Genomic DNA, 16,479 nt, shown 5'->3' on the forward strand with positions numbered 1-16,479 from the left:
CGGACGGCGAACCGTTGAGGCGGGGAACGGGGGTCGTCCGGTCGGGGGGACCGGGGCTGCTCGGCTCCTTTCGCTGGGACACCGGAGGTGGGAGCGCTCCCATTACGCATGGGCATCCGCGCTCGACCCGTGTTCCTCCCGGGGGCGGTGGGGGTTCGCCTCCGGAGGGGGCGAATGTGACCCGCGTCACGGGAGCGCTCCCATGGAGGAGGCTAACGCTCCGGATGCGTGGTGTAAACCCCCCGTAAACGGAAAGCCGGCCGGTCCGGCGGGCGCGCCGGCGTCCGCCCTGATGGGTACCGCAGTCGCCCGGGGGGCGCGGCTCGCTAGAGTGCGGGGCGGTGCGAGAGCGGGGGAGAAGGGGGCAGCGGATGGGCGCGGTGCGCGCGGAGGCCGAAGCCGGGGCGGAGTGGGTCGGGGGAGGGCTGCTCGCGGCGCGGGTACACCGGCGGATCGAGGGCGGCCGGGACCGGGCCGCCCTGCTGTGGCGGGCCGGGCCCGGATGGCGGATGGCCGCGTCCGGCGTCATGGGCGGCGGACTGGCCAGGCGCGACTACGTGCTCAACGCCGAGGTCGACGGCGACTACCGGCGGACGGACCCCGCCGCCCACCTGGCGGAGATCGCCGCCGGGTGCGGCGTGTCGGGCGACGGGGTCGGTCTGCTCACCGCCGCCGACGTGACCAGGGCGTGCTTCGCCGAGGACGGCGGGGTGGAGGTCCTGGCGACCGTCGGCATCGGCCGCCCCACCTGGGCGGCGGCCGACCGCGCGCTGGACGAGGCGCGCATCGGCGCGCCCCTGGACGGAAACGGTCCCGGGACGATCAACATCATCGTCGCGGTGCCGGCCGCGTTGTCGGACGCGGCCCTGGTCAACCTCGTCGCCACCGCGACCGAGGCCAAGGTCCAGGCGCTTCTGGAGAACGGCTACGCCTGCACCGGGACCGCCTCGGACGCGGTGTGCGCGGCCGGCCTCGTGGCGGGGGTTCCCGAGAGCGCCCGCGAGCCCTTCGGGGGGGTGCGCTCGCGCTGGGGGGCCAGGGCGGCCCGCGCGGTGCACGCGGCGGTGGCGGCGGGCGCACGCGACCGGCCCCCGGCGTAGACTTTCATGGATCTACGACGTAAAGGCGGGCCGGTTCCACCCCCGCCAGGCACCCTCGCCAGCCCCGGCCGATCTTGACCTTTCCGGGGTCTCGGAAACGGCCGAGAGGACGAAAAGGCCAAGATCGGCGGGGAAAACGGAACGCGGGGCGCTAGATCCCGCCGTCGAGGATGTCGGGCGCGTAGTACTCGTCCACCGGGACCGGGCCCCGGTAGCCCTGGCACATGCACTTGCGGTAGCTGTTGCTGTTCTCCCCGGTCCAGCGGCCCGGGATCACCACCTGGGCCTGGCAGGTCTTGGTCTTGTTCTCGTGGAACACCAGGTGGTGTCCGCAGCCGCAGACCGGCTGCGGGGTGCGCGGGCCCTCGGGGATCGCGGGCTTGGACTGCTCGCGGGCGGCGCGCCGGTTGGGCAGGACGCGTCCGACGAGGACGCCGCCCAGCGCGATCATCGCGCCGACCACCAGACTCACGGGATCCATCGGCGACACGTCCTCCCAGTCATGCGGTCAGATCCTCATTGTGACCCACTCCGGTTCCCGGATCGCTCCACCGGGGGCCGGTTCCCGATCAGCCGACCGGAACCGGCCTCCGGTCCGCGTCCGAGGGGGTCGGTCCGGCGGCGTGCGAGCGAAGCCTCTTCAGGGTCGCCACGTCCGCGGAGTGCGGGCCGACGGGACCAGGCGTCTCCACGACGACGGGCACGCCCGCCGAGACGGGGTGCGTGAAGAGTTCGGCGAAGGGGGCGGCGCCGATGTGGCCCGAACCGATGTTGGCGTGCCGGTCCCGGTTGCTTCCGCACGCCGCCGCAGAGTCGTTGGCGTGCACGAGCCGCAGCCGGTGGGCCCCGGCGACCTCGCCGAACCGGTCCAGCATCGCCCGCATCCCGGCCCCGGTGGAGATGTCGTGCCCGGCGCCGAACACGTGCGCGGTGTCCAGGCACACCGCGGCCTTGGGATGGTCCTCGAGCGCGCCCAGGTACGGTCCGAGGTCGTCCACTGTCGCGCACAGCACCCGCCCCTGTCCGGCCATCGGCTCCAGCAGCACCTGGGGCGCGTCGGCGTCGAGCGCCTCCAGGACCGGCAGCAGCCGCGAGCGCGTCCGCTCCAACCCGTCGGCGCGGGTGCCGTCGACCGCGGAGCCGGTGTGCACGACCACCCCCCGCGCGCCGATCTCGGCCCCGCGCCGCAACGCGTGCTCGAGGGAGGCGACGGACCGGGCGGCCACCTCCTCGTTCGGAGTGCCCAGGTTGATCAGGTAGGGCGCGTGGACGAAGACGGGCAGGCCGTCCTCGACGCGTCCGCGCAGCAGCGCGTCCTGCTCGGCGACACCGGGTGAGCGGGCCCATCCGCGCGGGTTGGTGACGAAGACCTGTACGGCCTCGGCCTCGATCTCGGCCGCGTAGGACAGTCCGCGCTTGGCCAGCCCGCCGGCGACGGGAACGTGCGCCCCGACGGGGGACAGGGGTGGTTTCGCCATGATCGACCAGCTTAGGGCGTCCAACGGGAGGCGCGCGCGTCGGCCGGTGCGCGTGGGACCCCCCGGGGGGGCGGTTACCTCTGGTGAGTATCCGGGTACCCGGAACTGAGTACGTGGACTCAAGGACCGGATGCCCCCCGCTGCCAGGATGGCCGTATGAACTCGAACCCGATGACTCCGTTGCGCGCCGCACTGACCGGCGCGGCGGTCGGCGCCGTGGCGTCCACCGTCTCCTACTTCGCCGGGCAGGGCGTCGGATGGCTGGTTTCCGAGATCGCGCCCACCCCCGACGCCAACATCGGCCTCGGCATGGCCATGACGGCCCTGTCGTTCGTGTTGGCGCCGCTCCTGGCCTGGCCGATGCTGCGGGTGCTCGGGGTCCCCGCGCCAGGACGGTCGGTGCTGATCACCGTGCCGTTCCACGTCGTCTTCTCGTTCGGCCTGCTGATGGGGGCCTCGGTCCTGGACCCGGCCCCGCCGTTCGGGTTCGTCTGGTCCGCCCTCTCGTTCGCCGCCGCCACCGCGCTCGGCGTGGTCGTCGCCCGCGCGACGGAGCGGCCCAGCGGCGTCCCCGCGTAGGCCGCGGGTTCTCGGTCCTTCCGGGCCCCGGCGGGACTCGGCCGGACCGGCCGGGCCCCGCCGGGGCCGGTCCTTCCGAGTCCCGGTCCGGCCGCCCCGGACCGCTACTCCTCGGCGCCGCCGTCCTCGTCCTCGTCGTCGGTGAGCGCGTCCACGCACACCGCGACACCGAGCACCAGCGCCACGTCGCCGCCCGCGTCGGAGCGGTGCGTGTTGACGTCCACCGCGTAGGTGTCCATGACCCGGAACCACTTGCGGGAGATCACCGCGATCGGCCCCTGGTCGTCGGTGATCGTGTACTCCTTGTCGAGGAAGTCGCCGGTGATCTCCCACTCGCCGCCGGCCTCGAGCTCGACGATCAGCTTGTCCTTGATCGGGTTGAACATCCGCTTGCGCACGGTGGCCACCGTGTCGCCGTCGCGGGAGATCTTCATCGTGTCGCGCACGGAGAGCAGCCGCTTGCGGATCCGGTAGATCTCGTTGCCGTCCGGGTCCTGGAGCTCGAAGGTCTCGCGGATCCGCAGCGCCTTGCCGTCCACGTGGAAGACGCGCTCGCCCTTCTCGTCCTCCACCCAGTAGTCGTCGCCGATGTCGAAGATGCGCTCGCGTACCAGGAATTTCACAGTGGACCCCGTCTCGTCTCGTTCGGTGGGTACAGCGACGCTACCGGGGCCGACCCCGCCCGGCCAACGAGCGGACGGGTCCTTTCGCGCCCCGCGTCAGCCCACTCCGGCCAGCGGCGACTGCACACCCACCGCGCCCGCGTCGTCCAGCGCTCGCAGCAGCGCCAGCACCGTGCGGTTCAGCGGGGTGGCGATGCCGTGCCGCTCGGCCGCGCGCACCAACGCGCCGGTGATCAGGTCGTGCTCCACCGAACGTCCGGCCATCCGGTCGTGCAGCATCGAGGTGCCGCTGTACGGGGGCATCGCGGCGAAGAAGTCGAGGGTCTGGTCCACGTCGGTGTCGAGCAGCTTCGCGCCCTCGGCCCGACCCACCGCGACGGCCTCGGTGAGGATGCCCCGCGCCAGTTCGCGCACGTCCGGGTGCTGGAGCACGCCGATTCGGCGCAGGGTGAGCGCGGTCAGCGGGTTGGCCGCGAGGTTGGTCAGCAGCTTGCGCCAGGCCGCGGTGGTGAAGTCCGGGTCGCACGCCACCTCCACCTCGGTCCCGGCGAGCAGCCGGCCCAGCGCGGTTCCGGCCGGGCCCGCCGGGACGACGATCCGGCGCCCCCACCGGTGCCGCACGTGGTCGCGCGAGACCCGTTCTGCCGACACGTACACCAGCGCGGGGAGCAGTTCGCCGAGGGCGAGCAGGGGCGCGACGCGCTCGTGGTGGTCCACGCCGTTCTGCAGCGCCACGACCGTGGTGCCGGCCCCGGCCAGCCGCCGGATCCAGCCGAGCGCGCGGGGGGCGTCCTGGGCCTTGGTGGCCAGCAGCAGCCAGTCCACCGGGGAGGTGACCGCGTCGGGGGCGGTGGCCGTGGGCAGCCGCAGGCAACGGCGCGACCCCTCCCGTTCCACCGTGATGGAGTCGAGGGGGCGGCGCACGCACAGGGTGACCTGGTGCCCCGCCTGGTGGGCGGCTTCGGCCACGACCGCGCCGATCGCACCCGCACCCACGACGGCCACGCGTCGCGCGCGCCCGAAGGGTTCCGGCGCGCGCGTCGCGGACTCAGCGGTCGTCGATTCGGTCATCGAGTCCCTCCAAGAACGAGGCCGACGGGTCTCGTCGGCCGAGGACGATGCTCGGGCCGTCGTGTTTCGGCGGTGTGACCAGGCGCGAAACCCGGAGTTAACTCGCTTTTCGGGCGATGCGGTGATGTCGGGACCCGCCCCGGCGCCCCCACCGCGGCGCCGGAGCCTCCGGAGTCCGACCCGGTGGACGCCCCGGACCGCGCCCCCAGGCGTTACCCTGCCGTCCGTGACTACTTCGCCGCCACCGACCCTGCACGACGTGACCACGGCCTTCGAAGCGATCTACGACCCGGCCTGGGCCGCCTCCTGGGACGCGGTCGGTCTGGTGTGCGGGGACCCGGGCCAGCCCGTACGCAGGATCCTGTTCGCGGTGGACCCGGTGGCCCGGGTCGTCGAAGAGGCCGCGGAGTGGGGCGCGGACCTGGTGGTCACCCACCACCCGCTGCTCCTGCGCGGAGTCACCAGCGTGGCCGCCACCACCCCCAAGGGGCGCCTCGTGCACCGCCTGATCACCTCCGGCATCGCCCTGTACACCGCGCACACCAACGCCGACACCGCCGACCCCGGTGTCTCCGACGCGCTCGCCGCCGCCGTCGGCCTGGACGGTCCGCTGCGCCCTCTCGACCCCGACCCCGCGGACCCCGAGGGGCGGCGCGGCATCGGCCGCGTCGGCGAGCTCGCGTCCCCCGTGCCGCTGCGCGACTTCGCCGCGCGGGCCGCGCGCGGTCTGCCCGCCACCGTCGCGGGGCTGCGCGTGGCGGGAGACCCCGACCGCCCGGTGCGCACCGTCGCGGTCTCGGGCGGCGCCGGGGACTCCCTGCTGGGGGCGGCCCGCGCCGCCGGAGCGGACGTCTTCCTCACCGCGGACCTGCGCCACCACCCGGCCTCGGAGTTCGCCGAGCACGGCGACATCGCGCTCGTCGACGCCGCGCACTGGGCCACCGAATGGCCCTGGCTCGCCGATGGGGCGGCCCGGCTCACGCGCGCGCTGGGCGGGGGACGGGCTAACGTGGAGACCCGCGTGTCCACACTCGTCACCGACGCCTGGACGCAGGCGTTCGGCGCCGCCTCCGCATAGCAGTACCGGTACCGCCGTTTCGAAGAACAGAGGACAAGTGAAAGCAGAACCCGTCCACCAAGTCCGCCTGCTCGACCTCCAGGAGATCGACGCCGAGCTGGACCGCCTCAAGCACCGGGCCCGCACGCTCCCCGAGATCTCCGAGATCCGGCGGCTGGACGCCCGGCTGGTGGAGCTGAACGACCAGATGGCGGCGGCCGAGACGGCGCTGGGGGACCTGGACCGGGAGCAGCGCAAGGCCGAGAGCGACGTCGAGCAGGTGCGCGTGCGCGCCGACCGGGACACCAGGAGGCTGGAGGCCGGGCAGGTCTCCTCGCCCCGGGACCTGGAGAGCCTGCAGTCGGAGATCGCCTCGCTGGCGCGCCGTCAGAGCGAGCTGGAGGAGATCGTCCTGGACGTGATGGAGCGCCGGGAGGCCGCGGAGGGGCGCCGCGCGGAGCTGGCCAAGGCGGTGGACGCGGCCGCCGCCGAGCGGGAGGCCGCCGAGAACCGCCGGTCCGAGGCGGTCCTGGAGATCAAGGACGAGGTGGACTCCGCCACGCAGCGGCGCACCCGCGTCGCCGGGGAGATCCCCGACGACCTGGCCGCCCTCTACGTGAAGCTGCGCGAGCAGAACGCCGGGGTCGCGGCGGCCGCGCTGCGCTACGGCCGCTGCGAGGGGTGCAAGCTGGCGTTGAGCACGGTGGAGCTGCGCGAGATGCGCTCGGCCCCGGCCGACGAGGTGATGCGCTGCGAGAACTGCCGCCGCGTCCTGGTCCGCGTCGACGACTCGGGACTGTGACCGCGCCGGCGGCGGGGGAGGCCCGCCGATGAGCCGCAGGCTCGTCATCGAGGCGGACGGCGGGTCGCGGGGCAACCCCGGTCCGGCCGGGTACGGCGCGCTGGTCCGCGACGCCGACACCGGTGAGCTGCTGGCCGAGGTCGCCGAGGCGATCGGGGTGGCCACCAACAACGTCGCCGAGTACAGGGGGCTCATCGCGGGTCTGGAGGCGGTCGCGGGGCTCGACCCGGCCGCGTCCGTGGAGGTCAGGATGGACTCCAAACTCGTGGTCGAGCAGATGTCGGGACGCTGGAAGGTCAAGCACCCGGCCATGCGGCCGCTGGCCGACCGGGCGCGCGGGCTGGCCGCGGGGCTGGGGCCGGTGCGCTACCAGTGGGTTCCCCGCGCGGAGAACGCGGACGCGGACCGGCTCGCCAACGCGGCCATGGACGGCGCGGAGAGGAAGCCGGCCCCCGCGGAGCCCGGGACGGGCCCCGCCGCCGGGCCCGACCCGGCGAGCACGAGTTCGGACGCGGGCGGCGTCGGCTGGGGCCCGGCCGACACCACGCCCACGCGGCTGCTTCTGCTGCGGCACGGGCAGACCCCGCTGTCGGTGGAGCGGCGCTTCGCCGGCGCCGGGGACATCGCGCTCACGGAGACCGGCCACGAGCAGGCGCGCGCCGCGGCCCGCCGGCTCGCCGGGCGCGGGATCGACGCCATCGTGTCCTCTCCGCTGCGCCGCACCCTGGACACCGCCCGGTACGCGGCGAAGGAACTCGGCCTGGAGGTCCAGACCGACGAGGGGCTGCGCGAGACCGACTTCGGAGCCTGGGAGGGCATGACCTTCGCGGAGGCGCGCGAGTACTCGCCGGGGGAGCTGGACCGCTGGCTCGCGGACCCGGCCGTGGCGCCGCCCGGCGGGGAGAGCTTCAGCGCCGTCGCCCACCGCGTCGGCCTGGCCAGGGACCGGCTGCTGGCCCGCCACCCGGGGCGGACCGTGCTGGTGGTCAGCCACGTCACCCCGATCAAGGTGATGGTGCAGCAGGCCCTGCTCGCCCCGCCGCAGGCGCTGTACCGGATGCACCTGGACGTCGCGTGCCTGAGCGAGATCCACTGCTTCAGCGACGGCCCCATGGTGGTGCGCTCCCTCAACGACACCGGACACCTGGACTGACCCGGGCCGCTCCGGGACGCCCACGGGACCGCCGGGGCCGGTCCACGGGGCATGCCCTAGAATCTCGGGTGGAGGGGAGTCGGCCAGACGGTCGCGGCGCCGCGTGCGGCGTCGAGGAAAGTCCGGACTCCACAGGGCAGGGTGGTCGGCAACACCGACCCGGGGCGACCCGCGGGACAGTGCCACAGAAAGCAGACCGCCACCGGCCCAGGCCGGTGGTAAGGGTGAAACGGTGGTGTAAGAGACCACCAGCGGCCGGAGTGATCCGGTCGGCTAGGTAAACCCCACCCGGAGCAAGGTCAAGAGGGGGACCACGGTCCCCTGCGCGGACGATCGAGGGCTGCCCGCCCGATGTCCGCGGGTAGACCGCACCGAGGCCGCTGGCAACAGCGGCCCCAGATGGATGGCCGTCCGGTCCGCACGGACCGACAGAATCCGGCTTACCGGCCGACTCCTCTTCTTCCAGCCCTCTGACCTGCACCGCATTAGGGGTTCAGTTCCCCTGTTCCGGATCTGTTCCGGAATCCTCGTCGAACCGAGTCAACATGGCCCCGATCGCCCCCCGACCGAGGTCCTCGTGATCGGGGAACAGGTGTCCGTAGGTGTCGAAGGTCTCGGTGATCGAGGCGTGGCCCATGCGGCGTTGGATCGCTTTCGCGTTGACCCCTGCAGCGATGAGCGACGAGGCGTAGAAGTGCCTCAGGTCGTGGAACCGTGTCCCCGTCGGTAGTCCGGCCTTCTCCACTGCTTTGGCCCAGCAGGAGTTGAATGACGATGGTTTGGCAATCGCCTTCCATGTGTTGCTGATCAGCACCTTCTCAGGACCGGGTTCATACCGCAGCATGTGCCGCCTGATCTCTTCGAGGATCAGGTCATCCACGGGGACAACCCTCTTCGAGTACCTGGTCTTCAGATCGACGAGCTTCCCCTTTTGAGCTTGCACCCGTACATCAATGCTGCGCTTGAGGAAGTCCACTCGAGGCACCACCAGGCCGAGGGCTTCCCCACGGCGCAGACCAGCGCCAGCACCGAGAAACACCGCGACGCGGTAACGAGGGGAGAGCACATCAGCGAGGCCGAGCACGGCGTCGGGGGAGAGGGGATCAATGACCCGTTCCGTGATCCTGGGCAGCTTCACCCGCGAACACGGGTTGGCGATGATGATCTCGTCATCTACCGCCGCCTGCATCATGATCCGTAACGTCGCAAAGGCGGTGTGCACCGTACTCGGTGAGAGTTCGGGGTCCTTGTCCATCACGGCGACGAAGTGCTTCATGTCAGCGCGGGTCAGGCTTCCGATCTCCCGTTCACCGAATGCCGGGTAGATCCGGTTGCGCAGATGACGGCCGTAGGTGTCCCGGGTGTTCTCGCTGATGTGCACCAGAAGGGGAAACCACCGGGATTCCGCATACGTCCGGACGCTGATGCGTCCAGCGCGAGGGTCGATGTAGGAGCCCCGTAGGCGGTCCGTCTCCATGGCCGAGCCATGCCGTGAAGCATCGATCTTGCGTTCGAATGCCCGGGTCTTCTCCTTGCCATCAGGCCCTTCCCACACGGCGAGGTATCGTTTCCCCGAGCCGTAGCGTGAAGTGCGCGAGCCGTCCCTGTTCTTCCATAGGTCCTTGACCCGTGCCACTATGCCGCCTCCTCTCGGGCGATCTGGCGGTTGGTGGAGGCCATCAGGACTGCCTCTTGACCCAGGTGTAAACCTCGTCGGGGAGGTACCGGACGTGGCGACCGAGGCGGTGCGAAGGCGGTCCAGAGCGCTTGTAACGCCAGTCGTAGAGGGTCTTGACCGAGACCCCGAGGAAGGCCGCGGTCTCTTTGGGGGACCAGAGCCGTTCGAGGGTTTTCACGGGGTGTCTCCCTTGGGTTTGGGGGTGCCGGTGATCAACGAGGTGAGGGCGAGTTCGCCGGGGGTGAGTCCTTGGCCGAGGTAGCGCCAGTCCGACAGCACGAGCACCGACCCGTCAGGCGGCGGCGCGGTGGGGGTGTGGGTGTCGGGATCCCAGGGGTGGCCAGCGGCGAAGTCGGCGCGGGCTTGGTGCAGCGCGCCCAGGGTTGTGGAGTAGCGGTGTGACTTGGTGGAGAAGTGGCCCCGGAAGCCGAGCATGTGCGCCCACTTGCGCAGCTTGAGGTCTTCCAGGTGCGGGAACACGTTCACGTTGCCCAGCCGCCAGCACATGTTGATCAGGCGGGCGGTGTGCGGGCGGATGTGCTCGGCGTCGAGCCCGGCCTGTTCGATGTCGAGGATGCGCCGATCCAGGGTGCCGGTGGCCTCGGCGGCCTTGGTGGCGTACTTGGCGATGTAACCCGCCACGGCGGTGTCGGAGATGGAGCGGTCGGGACCGAACTCGGCGATCGGTCGCACGTCCAACTGCCGGCCCCACACCAGGGCGTAGGTGTGGCCCGACACGGTGGCCTCCACCCGTACGGCGCGCGCCGCCGAGGCGATGGCCGCGGTGAGCATGTCGAGTGAGGCCCACACCGGTGGCAGCGGCCAGGAGCCCGTGTCCTTGGTGTGGCCGTCCAAGCGGATCACGGCGTGGAAGTGCACCGCCCCGCGCGCCTGGAATTCGGCCACTTTGGCGTAGGAGACGCGCACGCGCTGGTTGAACTCGGTGCGGGTCAGTCCGGCGGCGGCGGCCAGGTGGTGGCGCAGGTACACGGTGAAGCGCCTCCACAGCTCCCCGGCGTGGGCCTGCCACAGCACGTGGTGGGTGTAGTCGTACTCGGCCGGGTCGAGGGCTTGGCCGATCAGCGGGTCATCGGCGCGGTGGTACCTGGTGCACGAAGGCCCGGAGCGGCGCGGGTGGCAGACGCGGGTCTTGCCGTCCTTGGCCGGCCCCCGATGCACCGCCCCGAAGGAGGGCGCGGTGAAGGTGGCGAACACGCGCGGATGCACGGCCACCGAGGCGGGAACGCCTTTGGAGCCGCCCGCGACCCCGGCCTTGATCAACTGGTAGGTGTCGGCGCGGTACTCGGCCGAGCAGGACGGGCAGCGTGATTCGCGGCGGTTCTTGCACCGCACGAGGAGTTCGCTGTCCGGTTCGCGGGAGGTCGAGTACGAGCCGAGGAGTTCGCCGGTGGCGGCGTCCACACGGGTCGTGCCGCCCGTCAGGCGCACCGGGCAGGCGCAGCCCCGGAGCTGGCGGACCTGGGAGATCCACCGGTCGAGGCCGTGGTCGCCGGACTCGGCGAGCGTGGCCAGGACTGGGCCGATCAGGCCGCCGACGTGGGAGGGTTCGGGCACGGCGAAGCACCCCTTTCACGGGTTGGGAAGGCGAAGCCCCCGGCCGGGGCGGTGCGTGGACGCAGAGCCCGAGCCGGAGGCACGAAGAAGGTCAGAAGGGAAGGACGTCCACGCGGGCCGTCACCAGATGGCCTCGCAGTCGCGGCACTCATAGCCGGTGACGGTTTTGCCGCCGTCGTAGCTGTACTCGGTGATGTCACCGCTTCCGCAGCGTGGGCAGCGCATCACCGGTCACCTCCGCTGGCGAGGAGGGCCGCGGCGAACAGGGCGGCGTGGTGCATGGCCTGGTCGGCGTGCGCGGCCCCGCCCACCTGGTAGAAGCCGGACGAGCCGGTGCGGGTCATCCAGAGGCGGACCGGCCAGCGCCGGTCGATGACGCTGTGGGTGATCCAGGAGAACGCGACCCCGGCGGCCAGCCGCCCCGGGGACAGGCGGAGCCCGAGCGATTTGGCGGCCAGGGCGACGAAGGCCAGCTGCGCGGCGTGGTAGCCGGCCACGTGCGTCTGGTTCGCGGCCCAGGACTCGACCTCGGACACCGCGGTGCCGTCGGCGCGGTCGCGGGACGCGGCCTTGTGGTCGGCTTGGTGGTCGGTCTGGAGGAGGTAGTCGCCCACGTGGTGGGCGGCGGTCATCGCCGCGTACACGGCGGTGAACCTGGTCGCGGGTGGCATACTCACAGTCAGCCCCTTTCGGACTCTCGGGTTCGTTGGGTAGGTGAACCCGTGGCGCGGCGGTGTGTGGAAGCAGAGCCGCGCCACGGGCTTTGTCGTCTCTAACGGCAGTCGGGGCAGTCCTCGTAGGTCAGCTCCACCGACTCGAAGTCGGGAACCACCCCCAGGCCCTGGCAGGTCGAGCAGTCGTCGGCCATCACTTTCCGCCCTTGTGCAGGGTGGTCGTGGGGTCGGTGTTCTTGGTGTCCTTGGGGTCGTCCCAGCAGCCGGACATGGTGCGCCTTCTTTCTCGTGTTGGGTCGGTTGAACAGGTGAAGCGGTGGCGCGGGGCGGTGTGTGGAAGCAGAGCCGCGCGTCTAGTCGGTGTTCTGGCCCGAGCCCTTGCAGGCCGGGCAGGTGTCGCCCTCGCTGGTGGTGCCGAGGCTGTAGCAGCCCGAGCAGATCGTCGTGGTCACCAGCGCCAGCCCTGGCCGTTGCAGTCGATCGCCATGGAGTTTCTCCTTTCAGGCGAGTTGGGCGTGTAGGCGGGCGGCCACGGGTTCGGCAACCCCGAGACGGGCGCGCAGCGCGTCCAGGGGGATCGTGTGGCCGTGGGTTTGGTGGTAGCCGTCGGCGACCTGGAGGGCGTAGCCGAGCAGCGGGTCAGCCGCCGGTTCGGGCGCGGGGAGTTCGGGCACCGGGGTCGGTTCTGACTCGACCGGTTCGACGGTGGTCGCCGGCGGTTCGGCCGGGACCTCTTCGGTCTCGACCGGGGCGGGGGGCGAGGTGTGGGTGGTGCGGCGCTCCAGCATGGAGACCGCGACCAGGAAGGCCGCCGCTGGAGTGGCGGCCATGACCCATCCCCACGGCGTGGGTTGGGCGGTCGCCAGGTTCGCGGCCAGGGTCAGCAGGATCGCGGCGACCATCACCACCGTGGGCCAGGACACCCGGGACGACTGGCGGCCGGTCTTGGTGTCGCGGTGGCGCTCCCGGGCGGCCATCACGCACGTCAGGTCGATGGACACCGCGATGGCCCAGGCCATCCACCCGTACTGGCCCGACCTCTCGGCCAGGTCCCGGATGTGGGTGAAGCTCCCCGCGGCCGCGATCCCCGCCAGGGCCAGCAGCGGCACCCAGTCCACCAGCCACGCGCCCAAGCGCTTCATATGCATCACGCCGCCCCGTCGAGGAAGTCCGCCAACTCGGCGTCGGAGATCGACGACGGCGCACCCGACGCGGTGGTCAGCGCGTCCCAGGAAGGAGCCAGGTGCGCGAACTCGCGTGCGGCCTGCTCGGCCTCCTCCTCGGTGGTCAGGAAGGACCTCGCCCGGTGCCAGCGGCCGTCCGCGCCCACGGTCACCGCCACGCCCGGCATCTCCGCCGGAATGCTCAGAGCGGCTTCCAGGGAGTCGGGGGCCAGGTCGCCCAGCGCCATCTTGGCCGTCTCGGCGTCGTTGACCCGGTGGCAGATGCGGCCCGACAGCTGCGACCGCAGCGCCGTCACCCCGGGACCGAGGTCGGAGCCGACCCGCTGCCCGCACACCACCAGGTACACCGCGAAGGCGCGGCCGAGCTGGGCGATGCGCAGCAGCGTGGTGGAGGTCTTGGCGATCACGTCCTTCTCGGACTTGTCCGCCATCAGGTACAACTCGGCCACTTCGTCCACGAACACCACGATCGGCATCGCGTGCTGTTCCCGCACGTCCTCGGGGAGCTTCCACACGTTGCGCATCCGGTGCGTCCGGCACAGCGCCATGCGGTCGGTCAGGATGCCGATCAGGTCGTCGAGCAGCCCTCCGCACTCGTCACGCGTGGTGGCGAGCTTGGAGATGCGGTCCTCGTAAGGGGTCAGCTCCACCCCGCCCTTCAGATCCAGGCCCGCCAACGCCACCGGCTGCGGGGACAACCCCTTAATCAGGGCGTTGACGTCGGTGGACTTGCCCGACTGGGTCGCGCCGATGTCCAGCCAGTGCGGCACCTGCCGGAAGTCGACCACCCACGGCTCACCCGTCTCCAACCGGCCGAGCTGAACGGTCAACAGCTCCCCGTCGAAGGCCGACGCCGCTCCGAGGTTGACCAGCGGGTCACGCGAGGTGGCCACCAGCTCCACCCAACCGGGGCCGGTCCGGCGGACGCGCACCGCGTGCACCCGCCAGGAGTGCGCCAACCGGGTGAGCGCCTGGGCGTAGTCGCCCGGGGTCTGCCCGTCGTGCAGACGCACCCGCACCCGGAACCCGTACCCGGTCGGACGGAACCGCGACAGCTTGGGCTTGCGCTCCACCTGGCGGCGCCCGCCCTTGCCCAACCGGGTCCGCGTCTTGGTCAGCCCGCACCCGCTGGACACGTCCGCCCACGTCAGGTGCACCCGCGCGGCGTTGCCCACCAGCCCGGGGCCGTAGTTCCAGGAGGCCGGCGACCAGTTGCGCCACACCGCCGCGCCCACCGGAACCGACACCGCCGCCGGAGGCACCGCCCACAGAATCTCGGGAAACACCTACTCGCCCTTCTCGTTGCCGCGGTTGGTCCGGGACCACTCATCCGCCCAGTCCCGGAACTCCTCGGACTCGCCGTTGGGCCACACCGCCATCACGCCGCCCCCGCCCCGGACATCTCCACGACCTCCAGCGACGCGGCCGAGAACGCCACCCCGTGACGGCCGTTGGTCTCCCACGGGATCGCCACCAGGCCCGACACCCGCAGCAGCATGCCCAGCCGCAGCGGCGGAGGCGTCTGCGCCGCGAACGAGATCAGCAGCGCGTCGCCGTCGTTGTCGTCCACCTGCGCCAGCACCTTGACCTGCCACAGCTGCACACCCTGGGCGTTGAGCTTGATCTCGCCCGTCTCACGGTTCTTCAACTTCGGACGGGCCCCGCCCGCCGCCATGAACACCATCCGCGACGTGTCCACTGGGATGCTCCGCATGAAATAACTCCTAAGTGTTAAGCGTTAGGTTTGTGTGAAGTTAGGCGCTGCAGTCCCTTGGTGTATGAAGTGCCTAACACGAAGCTAACACATGACGGTTAGGTGTCAAGCTTTGTGTGTCGGTCAACAGGAACAAGCTCACACCTAATCGCTAGGCTCAGGGTCGGAGTAGTGAAGGGAGAAGGCCGGTGGCGCTAGAGAAGCCGAGGTCGCGCTATGAGCAGGTGGCCGACCAGTTGCGCGCCGCCATCAAAAGCGGTCGCTACAAGCCTGGGGAGATGCTTCCGAGCCAACCCACGCTTGCCCGTGAATATGGACTCGCTCAGACCTCGATCGGTCGAGCTATCGCCATCCTCAAGAACGAAGGACTCGTTCGGGTCGAGGGTGGTCGCGGCGCCACCGTGCTCGAAGTCCCCACGGTCAAACGCACTCGACGCACCAGATACCGGGGTTCAGGCGGCAGCTTCGCCGAGGAGATGAGGCGGGCCGGATTGGAGCCGGACACTCCGCGCGTCCGACTCGACGAGATCGATCCGCCGCCCGAGATCGCCACGTATCTCCAGCTTGGAGGCGAGCGGGTCATGGTCCGTGGACGTCGCATGCTCGCATCCGGACACCCGATGCAGCTTGCGACCGCCTACATTCCCATGTCGGTGGCGGGATCGCTGGAGATCGCAGAGCCTGACACCGGCCCTACCGGTATGTACAAACGGCTTGCGGCCAGGGGCCACCATGCCTCTCGGTTCGTCGAGAACATCGAGGTGCGTTCCGCCAGCCGGGACGAGTCCGACTTTTTCAAGATCGCTGATACGGCGCCGGTTCTCGAAGTGGTCCGAATCGCCTACGACCAGGAGGACAAGCCCATCGAGGCAGCGGTGAACGTCTTCCCGGCCTCGCAGTGGAAGTTGTCTTATGAGTGGTCGGCCGATGCCTGAGCTTCCGCGTCATTCCGTCAGTGTCACCGGAGTCGTGTTCAACGAGTGCGGTCAGGTTCTGGCGATTCAGCGCAGAGACGACGGCCGGTGGGTTCCACCCGGAGGAGTCCTGGAGCTGGACGAGGATCCCAACGCCGGAGTTGTCCGCGAGGTCTGGGAGGAGACCGGGGTCAAGGTCCGTCCCGGAAAACTGGTCGGGATCTACAAGAACATGCCCCTGGGTGTGGTCAGCATTGCCATCCGATGCACGGTGGAGGAGGGAACCCCCACAGCATCCGACGAGGCGACCCAGGCCCGGTGGATCGACCTCGACGAGGCCCGTGCACTCATGCCGCAGGCCCGACTGATCCGAGTCCTTGATTCCCAACGCGACGACGGCCCGTTCATCCGAAGCCACGACGGAACCCACCTGCTGTAAGCAGACACCAGGAAGCCCGGTTGAGCCGCATGGTTCACCGGGTTTCCTCGTGTCCAGGGGATGTGTTGAGGAGTTTCTTTACGTTTTCAAGCCCGCGCCTGACGGCGCGGGACGACGGCTGGAGCCGGGCGTGGTCTGGCGGTTTGCGGCCCTGGTGGCCCTTGGGGCGTCCCGCACCGGAGCGGGACGCCTCTGGCGTTTCTGATGTGCTGGGGGCGCGCCGTCGGCGCGGGGTGCGACCGAGACCGGGGCGGGCCGGGCGGGAGGCTTCTGGTGGTCTGTGGTGGGCGGGACGGACCCCGGGGGGGTGCTGCGGGCGGGTGGCGGGCGTGGTGGCCGGGGTGGGCGGTCGGAGCCGGGGCGGGCGGTGGTGACCGGGCGGATGGCGAAGGAGATCGAGGACCAGGAGGAGGAGGGGAAGCCGCGGGGAAGGGGTGG

Annotated in this window: 18 protein-coding genes and 1 other RNA gene; 8 read left to right on the top strand and 11 right to left on the bottom strand. The window is 71.2% G+C overall.

Going from position 1 to position 16,479, the window contains the following annotated elements:
• The first annotated feature begins 371 nt into the window (after positions 1–371).
• Positions 372–1,100, top strand: coding sequence for an adenosylcobinamide amidohydrolase (locus EV190_RS20890; RefSeq protein WP_133743298.1), 729 nt, complete (start codon positions 372–374; stop codon positions 1,098–1,100).
• 151 nt (positions 1,101–1,251) lie between these two features.
• Here EV190_RS20890 and EV190_RS20895 read toward each other — a convergent pair whose 3' ends face one another.
• Together EV190_RS20895 and EV190_RS20900 are read right to left on the bottom strand one after the other, a co-directional pair.
• Positions 1,252–1,581 carry a hypothetical protein gene (locus tag EV190_RS20895; RefSeq protein ID WP_133743299.1) on the bottom strand — a complete coding sequence of 110 codons (330 nt, stop codon included), beginning with the start codon at positions 1,579–1,581 and terminating at the stop codon, positions 1,252–1,254.
• Between the two features lie 88 nt (positions 1,582–1,669).
• Positions 1,670–2,578, bottom strand: a complete 909-nt coding sequence (locus EV190_RS20900) for a deoxyribonuclease IV (protein ID WP_133743300.1) — start codon at positions 2,576–2,578, stop codon at positions 1,670–1,672.
• A 156-nt stretch (positions 2,579–2,734) separates the two neighbouring features.
• Between EV190_RS20900 and EV190_RS20905 the strand changes: the two genes are divergently transcribed.
• Positions 2,735–3,157, top strand: a complete 423-nt coding sequence (locus EV190_RS20905; protein WP_133743301.1) for a hypothetical protein — start codon at positions 2,735–2,737, stop codon at positions 3,155–3,157.
• A gap of 104 nt (positions 3,158–3,261) precedes the next feature.
• Here EV190_RS20905 and EV190_RS20910 read toward each other — a convergent pair whose 3' ends face one another.
• Together EV190_RS20910 and EV190_RS20915 are read right to left on the bottom strand one after the other, a co-directional pair.
• Complete coding sequence (locus EV190_RS20910; RefSeq protein WP_133743302.1) at positions 3,262–3,780, bottom strand: LURP-one-related/scramblase family protein; 519 nt, start codon at positions 3,778–3,780, stop codon at positions 3,262–3,264.
• A 96-nt stretch (positions 3,781–3,876) separates the two neighbouring features.
• Positions 3,877–4,851: a 2-dehydropantoate 2-reductase gene (locus EV190_RS20915; protein ID WP_133743303.1), complete on the bottom strand. Its 975-nt coding sequence runs from the start codon at positions 4,849–4,851 to the stop codon at positions 3,877–3,879.
• Between the two features lie 217 nt (positions 4,852–5,068).
• On the opposite strand from EV190_RS20915, the gene EV190_RS20920 reads away from it, so the two are divergent.
• From EV190_RS20920 to rnpB, 4 genes are all read left to right on the top strand, one after another.
• Complete coding sequence (locus tag EV190_RS20920; RefSeq protein WP_243742711.1) at positions 5,069–5,929, top strand: Nif3-like dinuclear metal center hexameric protein; 861 nt, start codon at positions 5,069–5,071, stop codon at positions 5,927–5,929.
• 37 nt (positions 5,930–5,966) lie between these two features.
• Entirely contained in the window at positions 5,967–6,710 is a 744-nt protein-coding gene (locus tag EV190_RS20925; protein WP_133743305.1) for a zinc ribbon domain-containing protein, read from the top strand.
• Between the two features lie 28 nt (positions 6,711–6,738).
• Positions 6,739–7,863: a bifunctional RNase H/acid phosphatase gene (locus tag EV190_RS20930; RefSeq protein WP_133743306.1), complete on the top strand. Its 1,125-nt coding sequence runs from the start codon at positions 6,739–6,741 to the stop codon at positions 7,861–7,863.
• Between the two features lie 75 nt (positions 7,864–7,938).
• An RNA gene (gene rnpB, locus EV190_RS20935) (RNase P RNA component class A) lies at positions 7,939–8,322 on the top strand.
• A gap of 34 nt (positions 8,323–8,356) precedes the next feature.
• Here the strand turns inward: rnpB and EV190_RS20940 are convergent.
• From EV190_RS20940 to EV190_RS24380, 7 genes are all read right to left on the bottom strand, one after another.
• Entirely contained in the window at positions 8,357–9,499 is a 1,143-nt protein-coding gene (locus EV190_RS20940; RefSeq protein ID WP_133743307.1) for a tyrosine-type recombinase/integrase, read from the bottom strand.
• 43 nt (positions 9,500–9,542) lie between these two features.
• Positions 9,543–9,719, bottom strand: a complete 177-nt coding sequence (locus EV190_RS20945; protein WP_133743308.1) for a helix-turn-helix transcriptional regulator — start codon at positions 9,717–9,719, stop codon at positions 9,543–9,545.
• A complete protein-coding gene (locus EV190_RS20950; RefSeq protein WP_133743309.1) occupies positions 9,716–11,116 on the bottom strand; it encodes a replication initiator in 1,401 nt (466 codons plus the stop codon). Before EV190_RS20950 ends, EV190_RS20945 begins: the two co-directional genes overlap by 4 nt.
• A gap of 224 nt (positions 11,117–11,340) precedes the next feature.
• Positions 11,341–11,787, bottom strand: a complete 447-nt coding sequence (locus EV190_RS20955) for a hypothetical protein (RefSeq protein WP_133743320.1) — start codon at positions 11,785–11,787, stop codon at positions 11,341–11,343.
• Between the two features lie 503 nt (positions 11,788–12,290).
• On the bottom strand, positions 12,291–12,938 hold the full coding sequence (locus EV190_RS20960; protein ID WP_341770568.1) for a DUF2637 domain-containing protein: 648 nt from the start codon (positions 12,936–12,938) through the stop codon (positions 12,291–12,293).
• A complete protein-coding gene (locus EV190_RS20965; RefSeq protein WP_133743310.1) occupies positions 12,938–14,260 on the bottom strand; it encodes an FtsK/SpoIIIE domain-containing protein in 1,323 nt (440 codons plus the stop codon). Before EV190_RS20965 ends, EV190_RS20960 begins: the two co-directional genes overlap by 1 nt.
• 92 nt (positions 14,261–14,352) lie before the next feature.
• Positions 14,353–14,688, bottom strand: coding sequence for an SCO3933 family regulatory protein (locus EV190_RS24380; protein WP_133743311.1), 336 nt, complete (start codon positions 14,686–14,688; stop codon positions 14,353–14,355).
• 188 nt (positions 14,689–14,876) lie between these two features.
• Here EV190_RS24380 and EV190_RS20975 point away from each other — a divergent pair, with 188 nt between their 5' ends.
• Together EV190_RS20975 and EV190_RS20980 are read left to right on the top strand one after the other, a co-directional pair.
• Complete coding sequence (locus tag EV190_RS20975; RefSeq protein ID WP_243742709.1) at positions 14,877–15,623, top strand: GntR family transcriptional regulator; 747 nt, start codon at positions 14,877–14,879, stop codon at positions 15,621–15,623.
• Positions 15,616–16,041, top strand: a complete 426-nt coding sequence (locus tag EV190_RS20980) for an NUDIX hydrolase (protein WP_133743312.1) — start codon at positions 15,616–15,618, stop codon at positions 16,039–16,041. Before EV190_RS20975 ends, EV190_RS20980 begins: the two co-directional genes overlap by 8 nt.
• Positions 16,042–16,479 lie beyond the last annotated feature (438 nt).

It is taken from the genome of Actinorugispora endophytica (genome assembly GCF_004363075.1).
Classification (GTDB): domain Bacteria; phylum Actinomycetota; class Actinomycetes; order Streptosporangiales; family Streptosporangiaceae; genus Actinorugispora; species Actinorugispora endophytica.